Origin of the sequence: Novipirellula caenicola (assembly GCF_039545035.1) — a bacterium.
Taxonomy (GTDB): domain Bacteria; phylum Planctomycetota; class Planctomycetia; order Pirellulales; family Pirellulaceae; genus Novipirellula; species Novipirellula caenicola.
In genome coordinates, this window is the sequence record NZ_BAABRO010000005.1 from 164,854 (window position 1) to 183,626 (window position 18,773).

Annotated in this window: 15 protein-coding genes; 13 read left to right on the top strand and 2 right to left on the bottom strand. The window is 54.2% G+C overall.

The window, feature by feature from the left end; genetic code table 11:
• Positions 1–160 precede the first annotated feature (160 nt).
• From ABEA92_RS12395 to ABEA92_RS12430, 8 genes are all read left to right on the top strand, one after another.
• Entirely contained in the window at positions 161–1,303 is a 1,143-nt protein-coding gene (locus ABEA92_RS12395; RefSeq protein ID WP_345684147.1) for an iron-containing alcohol dehydrogenase, read from the top strand.
• A gap of 108 nt (positions 1,304–1,411) precedes the next feature.
• Positions 1,412–2,041 (top strand): imidazole glycerol phosphate synthase subunit HisH, encoded by a 630-nt coding sequence (hisH, locus tag ABEA92_RS12400; protein WP_345684148.1) that lies wholly within the window; start codon positions 1,412–1,414, stop codon positions 2,039–2,041.
• Complete coding sequence (locus ABEA92_RS12405; RefSeq protein ID WP_345684149.1) at positions 2,038–2,532, top strand: hypothetical protein; 495 nt, start codon at positions 2,038–2,040, stop codon at positions 2,530–2,532. Before hisH ends, ABEA92_RS12405 begins: the two co-directional genes overlap by 4 nt.
• Before the next feature lie 310 nt (positions 2,533–2,842).
• The gene (locus tag ABEA92_RS12410) at positions 2,843–3,439 is read left to right on the top strand and encodes a CAP domain-containing protein (protein WP_345684150.1); all 597 of its coding nucleotides are present in this window, start codon (positions 2,843–2,845) and stop codon (positions 3,437–3,439) included.
• 323 nt (positions 3,440–3,762) lie between these two features.
• The gene (locus ABEA92_RS12415; protein ID WP_345684151.1) at positions 3,763–4,401 is read left to right on the top strand and encodes a hypothetical protein; all 639 of its coding nucleotides are present in this window, start codon (positions 3,763–3,765) and stop codon (positions 4,399–4,401) included.
• Between the two features lie 176 nt (positions 4,402–4,577).
• Positions 4,578–5,021, top strand: coding sequence for a hypothetical protein (locus ABEA92_RS12420; protein WP_345684152.1), 444 nt, complete (start codon positions 4,578–4,580; stop codon positions 5,019–5,021).
• 48 nt (positions 5,022–5,069) lie between these two features.
• Positions 5,070–6,383 carry an outer membrane protein assembly factor BamB family protein gene (locus ABEA92_RS12425; RefSeq protein ID WP_345684153.1) on the top strand — a complete coding sequence of 438 codons (1,314 nt, stop codon included), beginning with the start codon at positions 5,070–5,072 and terminating at the stop codon, positions 6,381–6,383.
• A 1,186-nt stretch (positions 6,384–7,569) separates the two neighbouring features.
• A complete protein-coding gene (locus ABEA92_RS12430) occupies positions 7,570–9,312 on the top strand; it encodes a leucine-rich repeat domain-containing protein (RefSeq protein ID WP_345684154.1) in 1,743 nt (580 codons plus the stop codon).
• Positions 9,313–9,465: 153 nt separating this feature from the next.
• Here the strand turns inward: ABEA92_RS12430 and ABEA92_RS12435 are convergent, their stop codons facing one another.
• Positions 9,466–10,995, bottom strand: a complete 1,530-nt coding sequence (locus ABEA92_RS12435) for a sulfatase family protein (protein ID WP_345684155.1) — start codon at positions 10,993–10,995, stop codon at positions 9,466–9,468.
• Positions 10,996–11,298: 303 nt separating this feature from the next.
• Here ABEA92_RS12435 and ABEA92_RS12440 point away from each other — a divergent pair, with 303 nt between their 5' ends.
• Genes ABEA92_RS12440 through ABEA92_RS12460 form a run of 5 tightly spaced genes read left to right on the top strand, consistent with a single transcriptional unit; the run spans position 11,299 to position 17,793 of the window.
• Complete coding sequence (locus ABEA92_RS12440; RefSeq protein ID WP_345684156.1) at positions 11,299–11,868, top strand: RNA polymerase sigma factor; 570 nt, start codon at positions 11,299–11,301, stop codon at positions 11,866–11,868.
• Between the two features lie 19 nt (positions 11,869–11,887).
• Positions 11,888–12,691: a hypothetical protein gene (locus ABEA92_RS12445; protein ID WP_345684157.1), complete on the top strand. Its 804-nt coding sequence runs from the start codon at positions 11,888–11,890 to the stop codon at positions 12,689–12,691.
• Positions 12,691–15,804 carry a CsgG/HfaB family protein gene (locus ABEA92_RS12450; protein WP_345684158.1) on the top strand — a complete coding sequence of 1,038 codons (3,114 nt, stop codon included), beginning with the start codon at positions 12,691–12,693 and terminating at the stop codon, positions 15,802–15,804. Before ABEA92_RS12445 ends, ABEA92_RS12450 begins: the two co-directional genes overlap by 1 nt.
• Complete coding sequence (locus tag ABEA92_RS12455) at positions 15,794–16,831, top strand: hypothetical protein (RefSeq protein WP_345684159.1); 1,038 nt, start codon at positions 15,794–15,796, stop codon at positions 16,829–16,831. The genes ABEA92_RS12450 and ABEA92_RS12455 overlap by 11 nt, the downstream gene beginning before the upstream one ends.
• Positions 16,832–16,839: 8 nt before the next feature.
• Positions 16,840–17,793: a CsgG/HfaB family protein gene (locus ABEA92_RS12460; RefSeq protein WP_345684160.1), complete on the top strand. Its 954-nt coding sequence runs from the start codon at positions 16,840–16,842 to the stop codon at positions 17,791–17,793.
• Between the two features lie 221 nt (positions 17,794–18,014).
• Here ABEA92_RS12460 and ABEA92_RS12465 read toward each other — a convergent pair whose 3' ends face one another.
• Complete coding sequence (locus tag ABEA92_RS12465; RefSeq protein WP_345684161.1) at positions 18,015–18,593, bottom strand: hypothetical protein; 579 nt, start codon at positions 18,591–18,593, stop codon at positions 18,015–18,017.
• Positions 18,594–18,773 lie beyond the last annotated feature (180 nt).

The window sequence follows — 18,773 nt, forward strand, 5'->3', positions numbered from 1 at the left end:
TGTCCATTTTTAAAAGGCGGCGATTTCGGCGTCATTGAAACATCACCGTGCAGGTTCCCTTGCTGGGTCGCCAAGATATGATGTAAACACGGTACAACGTTCGATTTGCGATCGACAGCCCACCTTTTTGCCGTCCTCCCACCCCATTTTCGAGCCTGCAATGCAGCCTTTTGACACCCAAAGCCGAACGCGTGTGGTTTTTGGCGCAGGAACGCTCTCACGACTCGGCGAATTAGCGAGCGAATTCCGCCCTAAAAGCGTGATGGTCGTCAGCGACGCTGGATTGATCAAAGCAGGCCATTTCGAACACGCCGTCGCCTCGCTTGAAGCGAGCGGTTTGAAGGTCGAATCGTTTCACGATTTCGCCGAAAACCCCACCTCGGACATGGTCGACGCCGGAGTCCGTCACGCGGCCAAGGTCAAACCCGACCTGCTGATTGGGCTCGGCGGTGGCAGCAGTATGGATTGCTGTAAAGGAATCAATTTCGTTTATTCATGCGGCGGGACGATTCACGATTACCAGGGGGTTGGCCGAGCGACCACCGATCTATTGCCAATGATCGCCATCCCAACCACCTCGGGCACCGGCAGCGAAGCTCAATCGTTTGCGCTGATCAGCGACGCCAAAACGCATGTCAAAATGCCGTGCGGCGACCCTCGAGCGGCTTGCCGAATCGCGATCCTGGACCCCGATTTGACCATGACCCAGCCCCGATCGGTGACCGCATTGACGGGGATCGATGCGATCTCGCACGCGATCGAAACCTACGTGACCAAACGTCGCAATCCGATGTCGACGACCTATTCGCGACGCGCGTTTGGACTGTTGGCACAAGGTTTTTCGCGGGTTTTGGCCGATCCGAATGATCGCGAGGCACGCAGCCAAATGCAGCTCGGGGCCCACTTTGCCGGCATGGCTATCGAAACCTCGATGCTCGGTGCCGCCCATGCGACCGCAAATCCGCTGACCGCTCGGCATGACATCACGCATGGGCAAGCCGTCGGATTGATGTTGCCGGCGGTAATTCGGCTGAACGGGCTGGATCATCCCGATTGGTATGCGGAACTGCTGCGAGAGATCGACCCAACCGCCTCCAACGAAAACGCTCCTGCACGGTTGGCCGACAAGGTCACCGAGTGGCTTCGTGACGCGGGGCTGGCCACGTCATTTGAACAGTTGTCGATCCCATCGTCCGAGATCGAAGCGTTGGCCGAAGAAGCACTCCAACAGTGGACCGGGACGTTCAACCCCGTCCCGCTGGACCCCGAAAAAGCACGTGCACTCTACCACGCGGTCGCTTAGGAATGTGAACCACAGGTTGCGAGAATACGTCCTCACCGATATTGTCGAGCACGCCTATTTTCGCACGGTTCTTTCACATTTCTTCCAAAAGTCATTGCCTGTACCACGATGATCACCATTGTTGACTATCAGATGGGAAACCTCCGCAGCGTTCAAAAAGGAATTGAACGTGTCGGGGGCTCTGCACGAATCAGTTCCGATCCTCAAGAAATCGCTAACGCAGAGAAGCTGATCCTGCCGGGTGTCGGAGCCTTTGGGGATGCGATGACCGAGATCCGTCGCCGCGATTTGGCCGGCCCGATCCGCGATTTTATCGATTCCGGAAAGCCGTTCCTTGGCATCTGTCTGGGGCTGCAACTGCTGTTTGAACGGGGTTTCGAGCACGGTGAACACGAGGGACTTGGCGTGTTGAAGGGAGACGTGGTTCGATTTGAATTACCGTCGTCCTACAAAGTGCCCCACATGGGCTGGAACACGGTAACGCACCAAACCGAACCACCGCTGCTGAAGGACATCAGCCCCGAAGCCCACTTCTATTTCGTTCACTCGTATTACGTGCGTCCGGCGGATCCAGCGGTGGTCGCACTGACGTGTGATTACGGCGGTCCGTTCTGTGCGATGGTTTGGCGAGACAACCTGTTCGCGACTCAGTTTCACCCCGAAAAAAGCCAAGCGGACGGCCTGAAATTGTTGTCGGCGTTTTCCAGCCTGCCGACTGGAAATGAGGTGACGGCGTGACCTCCGCTCCTCTTGCCCTGACGTCCCCCGATGGATCGCTGCGAGTCGAATTCCGTTGGTGCGAAGACCGCTTCGTTCACCAGATCCTCGGCGGCGAAGCATCCAGCGACGAAAACGCTGTGATGGCCAGCGTCAACGGCACGGCCGACCAAGCGTGGCCTTGCTCACCGCCGATCCAACAACTTTCGCTCGAATCGCTACCGGTCGGTGATGCACTGCTGGGTGTCGGATCCGCTGGCGTCAGCCACTGGAGCGTCAGTGTGCATTGGCAGGAATCGGCCACCGAGCCCACGCTTTTCTTTGATTTCGCCTGTCGCTGTAAACAGACGCCCGAGTTTCTGGGCAGCACCTACCACACGAACCCGCGGTTCAAAATTGAGCCCGGCGACGGTTCTGAACTGAGCGTCGAAGGTGACCGAACGCTGATCCGTCCCGCTGCGGCCGACTCATCTGGCACCCTCCGCTGGACCTACTGCATTAAAGGATGCTAGCACACGCATTCTTCCTATCTTGCGAGCCTTCTCTACCTTGCCGAGCGATTTCTCCGCCGCATCTCGCTGTTGTAAATCGTGTGTGGCAGACGATTTAACATATCTACAAAAATAAAACTCTGGTGAAACTCGCCCCTTCGACCCTACGCCCCCCTTTCGCCCAATCGGCAAAGTTTGCATTTTCGTTGGCTCGTTGATTGGCTGAGATTCTGGGCACGCTCGTATCGAACACCAAGACCGTGCCACTTTCTCGTTCGGCCAACGACTCTCGTCAAATGAAAGTTCTTGGTTCGTAGAAAAGGGAAGTAGTATGCTTCGAATGCTGTCTGTGGCTTTGGCTGGACTGATGACCGCCAGTGCAATGTTGGCAACCAACGCGGCCGCCAACACCGTGGTACTGGCGTCCAACCAATACGTGTGCCCGAAGTGCGGAAAGGTGCACTCGCACACCACCCCGCCTGCGTCGGTCACGCAAACTTCGTGGACAAACCCCACGGAAATCCAATCGTTGCCAGGGCAAATCGAGTCGGCACAAATTCAATCTGTGCCTGGGCAATCGTATTCCAGTACGATTCCAACATCGACGATTGCCCCCAGTGGTGGGACGTCCAACGTGTTGGCAACGCTGAACGCCCAGCGTGCTCGCAACGGAATTGGAACACTCGGCTTTGATCCGCAGTTGCAAGCGGTTGCCGAGCGACGTGCCGCACTGATGGCCTCGCAAGGCCTGAAGAATCATCCTCCAGGATCGTTTGCTCCTGGCAGGTACGAAGGGGTAGGATGGTCGAGTTCCTATTCGCCCTCAGGAGTATCGGCTTGCTTTACAAACGATCCACGCATGCGAGTCGCCGGCGCCGCGATGGCCACCGGTCGCGATGGCGTCTACTTCTGTGTCGTCTACCGCTAACATCACCCCGGCGCACTAACCAAGCAGGGTTAGCGTGTCGAGCCAACGTCTGCTCCGAGCCGCAGGGAACGCGGCTTGGACGAGGGCCGACGCTTCTCATCGCCGTCCTCGCCACGATCGCTGTGAACGTGATGGCAGGTGACGCAAGTGCACAGCAATCCATTGCACAGCCAACAATTGCACAGCCAACAATTGCACAGCCAACAATTTCACAGCCAACAATTTCACAGCCAACAACGGCGCAGGAAAACATCGCCCCGAAGGTCCTCTCGGTTTCAGAAACTCAAGCCAAAGAGTCGCTGCAATGGCTTGCCACTCGAGCGATGCAAGAAGTTCCTGCGATCTACCAAGGCGACAAGGACTGGGGCGAAACAAAGGAAGTGTGGGCCGGTGTCCGAGCCAAATTCGATGGGCTGAAACTCAAAACGCATCGACGGTTCAAAGAAGTAAACCACGGACGATGGATTCGCTACGAAATCAAGCTGCCCGAGGCAAACGCTGCGAATGCCGCCACCACTAAAATCAATTCGGCAACGCTTACGGACGAAGATCGATGGCGAATCGATTCCGTCACGGAAACCCCGATGCAGTTCACTGCTAAAGTGGAACGTTGGAATCTGGGCATCAAACTCTACAGCGTCACTGTCACCGGGCGGATGCGAGTGCAACTGCAGTTAACTTCGACGATCGGACTGTATCTGGATTACAGCGAAATCCCTCCTGCCGTTGTGGCACAACCGGCAATCGAAGGCGCCAAGTTGACCCTGGCGTCCTTCGAGATCGATCGGGTCAGTAAAATCGGTGGTGATGCGGCCGAAGTCTGGGGCGAAATCATGCAAGAGATCATTGTCCAACGATTTATCGAAAACCAGAACGATCAAATTGTGAACAAGCTAAATCGTGAAATTGAAAAACACCGAGCGGATCTACGATTTTCCTGGTCGATGCTGTTCGATCGCTAAGTGGGACCTTGACGTTTTGTTGACCGCATTCCGCCGGTAATACACGTCTGTCTCGCAATGACCATGGTTTCCCAATACTTTGAAATGTTCTTCGTCCGGGTAAACCAACGCCGACAATCGTTCTACAATCAATGGCCTCAGCGGTACTGGCGTCCCAACTTTCATGGAACCGATAGATGATGTTGCGTGCTTTTTGCGTTTTTCAGCTGTTAGCGACACTCTCCATTCTTGGTTGCTCGTCGAGAGAGTCCGCGACTTATCCGGTCTATGGTGTTGTGCGATTTCCCGATGGCAAATTGCTTCGCGAAGGGACAATCGAATTTGAAATTACGGGAGTCCCCAACCCGATCACCGCTACTGGTGAGATCGCACCCGACGGCAGTTTCTTTCTTGGCACCTACCAGATCGACGATGGTGCAGTCGCGGGCACCCACCGAGTGGTCGTGATCGCCGACACAGTGATTGGCACCGGAGTCGAGCGTCCCGGACTGCTGCCCAAATCAATTTTGCATTCCAAATATCGCGACTTCAACACTTCGGATATCCTGGTCGAAGTACGCCCCACCACAAACAATCTTGTGATTGACGTCGAATACGCTCCGGCTGACGAAGCCGAATGACAACCCCACTCCGTTTCGAACTTTCCCCTCTCCTGAAACCAACTCACCATGCTTTACTTTCTTGCCATTTGGATTGGACTTTCGACCAGCACGCCGGACGCTTGGCCGGCGTTTCTTGGTGCCGGATCGGAACCACGTGACGCCAACGCATTGCCGCTGTCTTGGTCACCCAGCGAGAATATCGTTTGGCTAGCCCCAATCCCTGGGCACGGCCAATCGAGCCCGGTGGTCTGGGACGACCGAGCATTTGTAACCAGTGTCGAAGGTCCCGAGAAAAACACCTACCACGTCGTCTGTTTGAACACCACCGACGGAAGTGAACTTTGGCACAAACAAATCGAAAACTCGGCGCCGGAAAAGAACAGCTATTACATCAGCCGGGCTGCCCCCACGCCGGTGGTTGATGAACATCGCGTGATCGCGGTCTTTGAAAGCGGCGACTGCGTTGCCTACGACCACGCGGGCAAAGAACTGTGGACACGAACGCTGGCGAAAGACGAAGGCCCCTTTATTGCCGAGTTCGGTTTGGGGGCATCGCCATGCCAAACCGAATCGGCGCTGTTTGTTTTGCTGGAACATGATGGACCGAGCAGTCTGTTGGCGATCGATAAACAAAGCGGCAAAACGCTGTGGATGGCGTCGCGAGAACCACGCCGCAGTTGGAGCTCGCCGGCCATCATCGAAGTCGAGGGGGAACCGCAAGTCGTCGTCAGCTCGGCTGGCACCGTCGATGGCTACGACCCCAAAACCGGAAAATTACTGTGGACATTCAAAGACGTCGGAGGCAACACATCGACGACGCCGATTGATATAGGCGGCGGACGTTTTCTGATTGGCGCCTCACCCGGTCGCAACGGCGAGAATGCGGGATCAGCAGCCGATTCCAATGGCTTGATGCAAGTCACTCGCGATGGTGACACTTGGACAGCGACCCGAAAATGGACAGCCGCTAAAGCGACGCCCACCTGGGCATCGCCGATCGTGCATGAGGGGTTGGCTTACTGGATCAATCGTTCAGGCGTTGTTTACTGTTTTGATGTCACCACGGGCGAAGAGGTCTACACCGAGCGAATCAAACAATCGAGTTGGGCGACGCCTTTCGGCGTGGGAAACCGCGTCTATTTCTTTGGCAAGGACGGACTGGTCACCGTCTTGGCCGCCGGCCGTGAGTTCAAAATCTTGGCCGAGAACACGACTTGGAACGACGACACGTTGCCGCCGGAAGCCAAGTTGGCCGAAGAAACGAGCGAAGAGCGTCAACGCGCCGCGGCGATGTTTAGCAAACCGACGCTGTACGGCGTCGCCGTCACCGACGACGCCTTCCTATTACGCGTGGGCAACGCCGTCATCTGCGTGCGCTAAGGAACTCGGCATGGGGCTTCTAGCATGATCGATCCTGATTCTAGCGTTAGCACCGCTTAACTTCCGGAGCCGTTGCTAGTGACTTGTTGATTTCGTGAGCCGGGATGCTCAATAGAGCGTCCGACTTAGGCCGGAGGCCGATACATCGAATGCGGAAATGTGTCGGCCTCCGGCCTAAAACAAATTCTCATGCACTCCCCGGTGCTTAATAGTCAATGTCAACTACATTCGTAGCGGCAAGGAGCCTCGCCCGAACAATGTCAGCTTTAGAAATCTAGAAACGCGCAACATCTTTCCGTCGAGCCTGTCTCGGCGGAGGAAACAAATGGCAACTCCGAAAAGAAGTTATTCAAAGCAGTACTCCGCTTCGGGCTTGCCCCTGCGGTCACAACGTCTTGATTCTTGTGTTCCGCCGATACATCTCTGCAGCGAAGGCGTATAGACTGAAATATCGCCTATCCGCTTAATTCAGGTAGCTGAATCACTCGCCTTGTGCCGCTAAGTTGATATTTAGCAATAGCTAGCCACGCTTTGCTATACCGTACTTCATCATGCGAAAGCCATTCGCCAAGTTTCTCTCTGAAGCACAGCACGCCCAGCATTTACCGGAACGAATGCATCGACCTCGATACTGTTCGCAGACGGGAACAGGTGTCATTCGCGTGTTCCCGGCCACGCGATTTCCGTGAATAGGCGTCGCTATCGCCGTAAGCTTAAAACGAGCATTTTTGGATCAAACTGGTTCTTAGTCGTTTTCTAAGAGTTGCTAATTCTAGACTTATCAGTTGCGTCGTGGCCCCGTACAAGCAATCGATTCGGCCACGTGGCATCGCTCATTACCAGATCCGAAAAGCAACTTTACGCAACCGATTGCACTCACTCGCACATCAATTCACTGCACCAGTAGTGTAAAACGCATCTTTCTAGTAGTGAAATACTCTTCCCCTTGATACAACCTGACGTTACGAAACAAAATTAGAACAGCGTTGAGCCCCTGCCATTTACGATCTGCCAACGCAACGATTGCATTTCGCGTAAAACTACACCTCGTTGACACGAAAGATGCGAATGCAGTTTTCCCTGGCAAAAACCTCTGAATAGTTTCCTGATTTCGCGACATGACCGGAACGGAACTTAGCCAAAACATTCAACCTCTTTTCTAATCACCAAATCGATTGCATAAAAGTTGAACGACATACCAGAAATTGATGAAATGCAGCCAGATGACGCCGATAGCCTCCAAGCAAAGACTTCTTGGAAAAACCCGTCTGTCATTCTTTTCATTGTGAGCCTAGTGTTCACCAATGGATTTTCCGTTTTTAACTCCTGCACTCTTGTGCGAAATGGGGTTCTAGATGCAAAAGAGCAGAAACTTGAGCAACAAGAAGGGGCATTGGACCAACGAGAACTCTCAATCAAGAGAGAAGCACTCGAGCTCTCGAATAGCAAAAAGAGTCTAGAAGCTGCTCAAACTCGCTTAAATAATCAGACATCTTCTTTGAAACGCCAAAAGCAAGATATCGAAGCGGAAAGTGCATCTATTCGGCAGGAATTACAGTCTATGGAAAAGCTTAGAGCGTTGCATCTGAACATGCATTCCGTTGATCGCGGAACTAATTTCGCTCTACATATTGGCAATGAAGTTTCAAGGGACAAGATTCTAACGGTTCTGCCGGAGCTTCAATCTCTTAAGACTGTCAGCCTAATCGACCTTAATACTCCCGATATCAGTATCGAAGACCTTAGTCGCGCACTAGGCTCTCGAACCATTCAGATCAAGCACTTGAGCTTTACCTGTAGCCCCAGCGATTACTTCGCTAGCATAAAGCAATTCTCGAACCTACAAACATTGAAAATTGACTTTCAAGGACCCACAAATGCGCATGGTCTACTTGATGCTCTAACTTCGCTACCCGAGTTAAATTCACTTGTTATCAATGGACAGGCAATACGAGCATCTGATGAGCAAACCAGTTTTCGGCTGAGCAAACTTGAGCATCTTGGCTTGGATGGAAAAAACCTGACCTACCTGTTTCTAAAAAATGCCGATTTTGGAGTAGAGCTAAAAACGTTTGTCGCACCGTCCTCACTTTCGAAGTCTGCTCAGCTGAGGAATCTTGCGCGTCAACCAAACCTGACTACTCTCGATATTGCGGGACTGCGATCAATCGAAGAAGATGACTTAGCGATTCTCTTCAACGGAGCGAGGCTTGAGCAGTTGCGAGTATCAAGTTGCGATCTTCCCCAAAATTGCATTGCGAAACAGGTTGAAGCACTCCAAAAGTTGAAATACTTAGATATCTCCTATTGCAACCTGTCAAACGCCGATTGGCAGGCTATTGGCAACTTGCCACAGTTAGAAACATTGATTGCACAAGGATGCGATCTTGGGGACGGTAGCATAAACTACTTAGCAGCCTCGGCCACCTTGAAAAATCTTATCCTTAACCAATCACGGCTTGACGAAAGCGGCGTCCAGTCGTTTGACCACCATCGTACGCTGGAAAGAATACACCTCGCGAATTTACGTTCGCCTGGAGCAACCGCTCCTATGGCACCTCGATTAAAAGAAATCGTATTATCAGGGAACAACGTCGACACAGCTAGTGTCGCATTGAAGCTTTCGAGGCTTCCAAATCTTGAAAAAGTTTATTGGGCCTTCGCGAATATGCATGGATCAGAAGACCTGGAAATTCTACTTAAGATCCCTCACCTCAAATTGCTAGCGATGCCATTTCTAGGACTACCCGCGGGAACTAGCATTCCTGAGTATCTGCACGCTCCAAAGTTGGAATTTTCGCAAGTTTTGTGGCCCCGTTCTGATTTTGCTTTGTTCGTACGGCAGGATCAATACCATGCACGTCAATACGAACTCACGGAATGGGCACCGACTTTAGTTGCACCAACACTCCTGATGACTTGGAAATGAAGTCTCAAAAATCACTAACCATAGACTTGCGGAACACAGGAAGAAGGTCTTAAAGTTGAGATAGCAATCGACATTTTCACAAGTCATCAGTTGACCATTGTGCCGACCGCTAGTGACGCAGACAAATATGCCGAAATACACCCGCTGGCGTGCTTACCTACGGTCGCCAGCTGTCTTGACGCCGTCGGGAAGGAATTGGACATCGCGATCGTTCTTCAACAGCTCCCCTTCGGTACAGCGTCCACATTGGACTTCGACCTGCAGAAGACGCAGTAGCGACTGTACTTTTTCAGGATGCTGGGCTACCAGATTATTCCGCTCACCCGGATCCGCGTCGAGATCAAATAGCTGCATCGGCGGCAATCCCTGCTTTTTGGCTGCACCTTCATTCGGAGCACTCCATCCGCCACTGCCGCCCGACAAACAAAGCTTCCATGATCCCTCGCGAATGGCGAAAAATCCGCCGATCGAATGACTGATCAGGGTCCGACGCCCGGAAGTCTCGGCTCCCTTGAACACCGGCAACAAGCTGAAGCCGTCTTCACCCCCAAGAGCCTGCTTTTCTTGTCCCGTAATTGCCTCGAGTGTCGCATACACATCGGTCAAACACGCCAGTGCATCGGTGGTACGCCCTCCCTCGATACGCTCTGGCCAACGGGCGATAAAGGGAACCCGATGGCCGCCTTCGTAGATGTCGGCTTTATGCCCACGATACCTTCCACTGGGGTTATGCCCATGTTCCTTCAGCACTCTAAAGTTCGCCTCGGGTGAACATCCGTTGTCACTGGTGAAAATCACGAGCGTGTTGTCGTCGAGCCCGGCTTCTTTGATTGCGGCGAATAGCTGCCCCATGTGGGCATCGACTTGCATGACAAAGTCGGCATACGGATTCATCCCGCTGGCGTCCTTATACGGCGGGACAGGAACGATCGGCGTGTGAGGTGCGGGTAGCGGCAGGTACAGAAAGAACGGTTTGCCCGCTTTGGCATCCGCCGCTCGCTCTTTGACATACGTCATCGATTTGTCGAACAGATGAGGCAGCACTTCATCGATTTTGAAATCAGGACTGATCGGACCGTTGCGGTACCAACCGTATGCATCCTGCTTCTTCGTGACGCCTTCCTCGCGATCGGGTTGTGCCGTCACACGACCGGTGTCGACCCAAACATAAGGCGGCATGTCTAGCGACCCGCAGTGACCATAATACTGATCGAAACCGTTGATATCGGGACCGTTCTTCACCGGCTTCGTAAAATCAATCTGCTCGCCATCCTTGTGCCAATCCCAACCGAGATGCCACTTGCCAATCATCGCGGTGTGATACCCCGCTGCTTGCATCAGATGCCCAAGCGTGGGGCGGTCGGCGGGAATCAAGTGCTCGCTGGTACCGCTGAGCACGCCGCGTGCGAGTCGCGAACGCCAGTTGTAGCGTCCTGTAAGCAAACCATATCGAGTCGGAGTGCAGACGCTGCTGGGGGTGTGAGCATCGAGAAACGTCAGCCCCTCGTCTGCCATCTGTTGCAGATGCGGAGTTTTGATTTTGCAGTCGGGATTGGTCGGCGAAACGTCGCCAATCCCAAGATCGTCGGCCATCACGACAATAACGTTGGGATGGGCCGAGGACTCTGGCGTCTCGGCCGCCGATCCGATCGAGCAGGTTGTACAAACCGAGACAATGGCCATTCCGATCCATCGGCTGAAAGGGGCCAATCTTGAGCGACGTTTTATTTGCGAGTGGGGCATGGGCAACATGGACTAGTAGAAGGCTAGAGGTCGAGGAGAGCGTTTTCGTGAGACAATTTAACCGATTCAGCGACAACGCGGGATCGCCAACCGCCCCCTCATTGTGACTCAGACGGCAACGGACCGTGAAGAGTCCCTCTGAAAATTTCCAATTTTTCGACCTCAGGGCTCGCACGCGGCGGAGTATAAGGGGGGTGTGAAGAGTCCTCATGACGCCCTTTGAATACAGATTCTCTAAGTCTTATGCCGGAATCCGATGAGCAATTGATCGATCGGTGGCGCGAGCGGGGAGAGTCTTCCGCGTTGGCGGAATTAGCCGAACGCTATTTGTCGCAGTTCTATGGGACGGCTCGGGCAATGATGCTGAGCGACAGCCAAGCCGAAGAGGTGGCACAAGAGACAATGCTGAAAGTCGTGCGATGGATCGATTCCTTTGACACGCGGGCAACCTTTCGCACATGGTCGTACACGATCCTGGTGAACACGATTCGCAGTGACCTTCGTCGCCAAAAGACTCGCTCGAAGCATTTCGACGCGGCGGCGGATGTCACACGTGTCGCAGCAACCAATCAATCACACGACATTGTGCTCACCCAGCAAGAGACTCGAAATGAGATCGAACATGCACTCGCACACTTGACCGACAAGCAACGCACCGCGTTGGTGCTGATGGTGATCGAAGGATTGTCGGCTGCGGACGTTGCAGAGATTGAAAACTGTTCGGTCGATGCCGTTTATCAACGTGTCAGCGAGGCGAGGAAATCACTTCGTAACATCCCCGCATTGCGACAATTGTGGCAGGAACATCGGTAACAATTTACCGGAGAAATAAATGAAACCGTCCGACGACGACAAACTCGATCAAACGCTTCACAATTGGCGAAGCGGACTGGAACCGACTCAAGCACAACGTGATCGCATGCAATCACGTTTTCTTGACGAGTTTTCGGCAGGCCCAGACCCGAGCACTGCGTCAGTGACGCTGCCGCCCAACGGCACCTCGCCCTACGCAAGTGGATCGTGGATTCGTGTTGCCGCGTGCCTGGCTGTGGGCGTTTGCATCGTGTTTGTGATGTTCGCGTGGCAATACCTGAGCAAACCCAACCCCGCCGGAGCAATCGTTGATTCCGAACCGGCCCCACAATCATCTTGGTCGTTCACGCCTGAGGAACTTCGTCGCAGCGAGGTTTTGGTTTGCGAATTTGATCGCGTGTTTGAGCACCAAGTTCGTTCGATCCATCAACGTGGCCAAACGGTCGAAGTGGATCTGGTCAACCAAACAGTCGCCCGGAGTGAAACGCCGCGAGTCATCGTGCGGTTTGTGCTGCAACAGCGAAACACAAACACGGCCTGGAAAACGGTGCAAAGCGAAGAGTGGATCGGCAGCCAAGACCATCAATTTCATCTGTCAAACATCTCGGATATCGAGGTCCAAACGTGGTCGCACCTGCTTCCCGACGATTCACTGTGGATCGAACTTACAGTTTCGTCGCCCGATGACGTCGCAGAGCAGCGGACCCGACACTGCATCGCTAACCAGCCGGGGATAGTGTGGCAGCGAAACCGTGGCGACCAGCAATGGCAACTCGTCGTCGTGCACGAACTGCTAAAGCCATGTGATGGAGAGCTGATCTGATGCCACTTCGCATGCTGCCACTCGTCGTCTTTACGCTGATCGGAACGGTTTTTGCGCTAATCGGAACCGTCGTTTCGGCTGAACCGATCTCGGTGGCAATAACAACAACGCTGCGAGACTCGCAGACGCAGACTCAACAGGATCGTGCGAATGCGTTCCTTGATCTGCTTGAGTTTCAGCTCAGCCAAAACGATTCGATCATCGTCGTCGAGCGGATGCGAATCGAAACGGCGATACAAGAACAGTTGATCAGCCAAACGTTGGGGACACCGCAACACGAGGGAACTCCGTTTGGCAAATTGCTTTCGGCCGATTTGATTCTGAACGCCCAATTTCTATCGGCCGAAGGGGAAATCGATTCCACGCGGATGATCGTGCGAGTCGTCGAAGTAAAAACCGGGACGATTCGCGGCGTCAGTATCGCGGCGGTGGACGAGATCTCGGTCGAGGAATCAGCTGTGAACACGGCTCGCTACTTATCCGCAGTAGTCGAATCCCCATCGGAAGCTGCGATCTCCGTCGCCGTCGCCGCGTTTCAGTGCGAAGCACGATTCGTGCGACTGAGACCGCTTGAGCTGGGGATACGCGACATGCTGACCGCGGAATTGCTGAACCACCGACGGTTTCATGTCTTGCAGCGATCTCAAATGAGCGAGCTGGTGCGTGAGATGGAACTGATCCAGGCGGGGTTCGTCGAGTTGACATCGCTGCCAGTGAAAATGCCAGAGCGATCGGCTGGCTACTTCGTCACAGGAACGTTGAACGAACACAACACCAACGGCAGTTTGCAAATCGAAGTGTCGGGGCAAGTGACTCAGGCCGGGCAGCAAGAACCGATTCATGCGTTCGGGTTCCAGACCACGCCGAACCAATTGCCGCATGAATTGTCATTGGCGGCGATAAAGATTGCGGGCGTTCTGTCCAAGGCATCTCGTTTGCCCGAGCCTGCCCGACTCGCCGAACATCATCGATCCGCGGGCGCTGCGCGCGATGAAACAAAGCGGCTGCTCGACCAAGTCCTTCGCGATCTGTACCGGTTTCGCCCGCGATCTCCCAGCTCGGGCGGCGAACGCAGCTTCCGCGTGCCCGGCATCGATCTGCGTGAAAAGGTCGACGCGAACGCCCTCAAGTACGAATCACGTGGCTATTGGGCCAGCGTGGTGAGCGCCGACACTCCGCTGGGCACTCATTTGCTTCGCAAGTCGATCGACCGGCTCGAGACGATTCTATTCATTGATCCTGATCACGCCGTGGCGGCATACGCGTTAGCGTTTTGTTTCAGCCATCACATCGACGGCATTGTCAATCACGAGCGTGCCGGCGAGCTGCTACGGCAAGTGACGCGGCAAAATCCCAACAGCGATTTGGCAGCGGCGGCGCTACATTTACTCTCGGGAATTGGACGGCATCACGCCTTCGGCATCAGTCGCCCCGTCGATCCGAACCTCAGTCGGATGTCGACCGAGAACGTGCGATTTGCTTTTGAAAGGATGCCGCCGCAACATCGCGATTATCGTTGGGGACGGATCCTAAATTTGCTCAGTGCACGGTACTTGCAACCCGAGGACATCCAATCATTGATGCCGGTGCTGCGAATCGCGGCGAAGCGAATCGACGAGGTCGACGATGCCATGGTCAAGCGGTTACTGGCCACCGAATCGAGCCGCATCGCCCGTCTGCTCGATACCCCCGAATCCGAAGCGTTGATTGCCAATTGGACAAGTGACGAAAACCGGTGGAAGCGACACGCAGGTTGTTTGTACTTTGCGGAATCCGCTGCCCGAGAACGCGAATACGAAGAAGCGGCGAAGTGGTACGAGCAAGCCGCAATCGGGTTCGCCGGAATGAAGGAACATGCCGAGCGACATGCCTTTGAAAACTTGCTGATTCACGCCGCGGAATATTGGCGACGAGCCGACCGTGTTGATACTGCGATGAAAGTCTTGGATTCGTTTTCACCGAGTCTGCCTCGCTCGCTGAACCGCGGCTACTACGACCTGCAGCGTGGGTACTGCTTGCAGCAACTCGGTCAAAATGAGCAAGCGGTGGCGACATGGGTTCGCGCAGCCGAGTCGGTTCCTCACTTGATCAATCAAGCCTCGGTGGCTGGGGCAATCAAGTCCGCAGGTGGCGTCCCGTTGAATCTGGACCGAGAAATCAACGTTCGCTATCTGGCAAACGCGGACAAACTCCCGAAGTCTTGCGTGGCATTGGCAACCGACGGATCACGGATTTTCTGTGGCGGGCGAGGAAAGCAGGGGTACCAATGTTTTGCATTCGACATCGCCACTGAATCCTGGGCGACCATTAAAGCAGAGATTGGACGCATCACGTGCATGGACAGCGATGCCGGTTCGTTGTGGGTTGGAACCGACGACGAGGGACTGTATCGCTACGACATCACGTCCCAACAATGGCACCACTGGGGACTCGACGAGTCGTTACCGGATCTGCATATCGAATCGCTCCGTACAGTGGCCAACGAGTGTTACGTCGGCGTTGGAACCGCTCGCGGCGGCGGATTGGTGAAGATCACCAACGACGGATCCGTGACCATCTTCGAAGGCAAGAATGCTCCCGACCAAGCTCCGACGCACATCATTGTCAGCGACGACAAGATCCTGGCACGCTCGATCCAATCGATTCGGCAGTACGATCGAAAAACCGAAACGTGGAGCCCGCTAGAACTGACTTCGCTAAAATCCCCATTCCTATTTCCCGCTGAAATCGGCTACTGGGCGTCCACCAGTCAACGTGAATTATACCCGCTTGATCAACCTGGGATCCCGGAAGATTGGTTCAAACAGGCTTGGTATCCGCACGGGCGTCAGAAGGCGGGGTATCAAGTGAAGTTCTTGATTGAACACAAAGATGAAATTTGGTTTGGCGGCACTCCTTATGAGAAATTTTTATGCAGTGGACTCTATCGAGTGAATAAACATACCGGCGATTTTTCGATGTATGGTCCCCGCGATGGATTCAAAATGGACGGATATTATTCTTCGGATGATGGCGTCTGGGCAGCCGACCGACTGTGGATCGCCACCCATGCCGGATTGGCAGAGGTGACGAAAAGGCCCCATGTATTCGAGGTGCAATCCAGTGACAACTAATTCACCCGAGCGTACCGCTCACTCACGACCACATTCCGCATGCTCGCGTGGTATTCGCGTCACGGCGGGGGCCGTCTTTCTGCTGGTTGCGTCCATCGCCGGCCCATCATGGGCCCAATTGAAACCGGGCCAATCGGACCAGTTTGCCGGCGAAACCTGCACGCTAACGCTCGCACCTGGGGTGGCATCTGCGTCAAAAAAGGCTCACTGGCGTCTGAACACAGCCAATCGTACGCTAACCCAAGGCGTCAGCGAACTGAAACCGGCTAATGACTTGCAATCATCAAATACCGGCGATGCCGCCGAACGGTCCTTTGTGATCAAGACTCCCGAAGTCAAATCAGATGTGATGCTGGAGGTGGACCTGTTTCTGCACTTTGGCGATCCGCTTTCCGAAACACGACATCCTCTGCGATTGCATTCGCCCGATTGCTTTGTGAACCTCCGTCAAACGCTCAGCGATGGCGGAATTGCATTGTACGATCCCGCCGGCATCACGGAGGATGCATTGGAACAAACAGGCCTAACCCTCAATGTGGCCGCGTCTTTGAAACGCATCGATAGCGAAGCGATCATCGTGATCGGCGAAGCCATCGCGTGGGACAAACGGATCGTCAAAGCGGCCGAGCAATGGGCCAGCGACGGAAAGTGGGTGATCGTGCTTCACCCCGCTGATGCATCAACGTGGCCGATGCAGACGTCGGCCGCTGATCGCGTGAAGCTCGCTTTCACAAGCATTACGAACAGTCGCTGGCGTCCCAAACAACTCGACCTCGATTTCTGGTCGTCGCACGCCGAACACGCTCGCGGCTGGGAATTGCAAGTTTCAAACAACCAATTGCGAATGACTCCGGCAATCGGACCTCAGGTTTGGCAACTTGCCGAGTATCAATCAAGAGAGACCCACGGCGGTTGTCTGTTTGTCGGTGTGCCGTTGATCTCGCGGTGGAACGAATCCCCCGTGCCGCGTGAATTGCTGACACACATCTTGCTCCAAACACTTCCCCATCCACAACCAGATCCATGAAAGAATCGATGATGTACCGAACCTCCATACTCTGCGACTGTGTGCTCAGTCTGCTGATCGCGTTTAGCCATCCTGTGACCGCCGCCGATGCCAAACAACCGATTCCGACCGCGATACTGCCCTTTGAAAGCCGTGGCGATGTGCAAGAAGAAGCCGCTCAGGTTGCCGATTTATTGTTCGCGAACCTGATCGTTTCCGAGCATGTGATGCTGGTCGAACGCCAAACGATCGACGACCTATTTGAAGAATTGAAACTTAGCAAAGCCGGCATCGTCAAAGCGGACGAGGCGGTGCAAGTTGGAAAATTGACGGGTGCGAAACTGCTCATCACTGGATCGGTTTTGCAAGTCAACGACGATTTATATTTGGTCGCCAAGGTGATCGGTACCGAAACCAGTCGCTTGGCGGGCGCGTCGGTAAAAGGTTCCTCCAACGCGGATTTGGGTGAACTGGTCGAGCAATTGGCTGCGGAAGTGGACAAAGTGGTCGCGAAGAAAGCCAAGCTGCTGCTGCCGAAACCGGTTGCGGTCGACGATTGGCTTGCGAGCACTCGGAAATCGCTTCGCGGCAAGAACAAGAAGCTGCCGAGCGTTACGGTCGCCGTCACCGAGCAACACGTGGGCCAGCAAACCTTTGATCCTGCGGCCCAAACCGAGATCGAGCGACTACTCACCGAGCTAGGATTTGACGTGATCGCGTCGGACAACGCAAACTCGGCTCGCGCGGACGTCCTGATCAAAGGAGAAGGCCTTTCTCAATTCGCCATGAGCCGCGCTGATCTGGTATCGGTGCAATGCCGCGTCGAAGTTCAAGTGATCAAACAGTCCGATGGCACGGTGTTAACCTCCGACGCCGAGACCACCCTGTCAATCGATCTGGCCGAGCAGATCGCCGCGAAGTCCGGTTTGCAAGAAGCCGCCCGAAAACTGGTCAAGCGATTGATTCCAAAGCTGGCGAAATGAAGCACAGCGAGAGTTTGGATTTGTGAACACGTGCCATGCGAAATCACGACGATGTTATCGCGGCTTCGCCCGGCGGAAAGTCGGGTCCAGAGAAGGCAACCGATGCACGCCTACCACCCTAGTGCATTTTTATCTTTGATGTAGTTACCGTCGCGTTCGCGGTGGACCACGTTCTGGCGAACGTAGCTACTTTTTTAACCTACGTCATTTCTCAAATTGCTCTAGCTTCGTGATGGTGGCCTGGTGTCAACGATCTGAACGGGTTTTGCGTCGAGATCAATCGATCCAATCGACGACTTGGGGATAATGCGACGTCGTTTTGACGTCGAATTTGCATCAACCTTAATGTCATCGTCGATTTCGATCATGAGGTAGTCGTCGCCAATCGCCTCCAGCGTTCCAAATGTCGTTCGAAAAGCAGAGATAACGTAAAGACGGTCTACGGCTTCCTCCGCAAGGTTGTGACGAATCATATAGGCGTCCAACTCACGTTGGATCGCTGGATGGCTCGCTGCCGCATCCTTGGCGACAGCCCCTCGTCCCGCAAGCTTCGATGTAGCGAGCGCCGTTTTGTAGTCTTCGTCCGTGTAGACAAAAATTAAAACACTTGCGGTGCCGTCCACGGATTTGACGCCGACACGCATTCCCGTCGCGAGGTATGCGAACATCGTTTTCGGTGAAGCAGGATGGACCTCGGCGTTTGAGACTTCTTGTGCCGGAGAGACAATTGCGAACACGAACTGCGTAAGAGTGACAAAGACGAACGCGAAAATCACAGCACCAACATGAATCGATCTCATCGAAACTTCTCCGAGCTAGATAGGGTGGCGAACGGTGTGATCACGAGGCGACCGCAACTGCATCTGCCGCATCAGTCGCAGCCCGTCGCTGAGTAAGAAGCTGCGGCTTGAGTATAGCAGCGTATCCAGTCATTCGCTCGACTGCCGCCGGGAATCTGGGGCGTCGGTGACATTCCGATA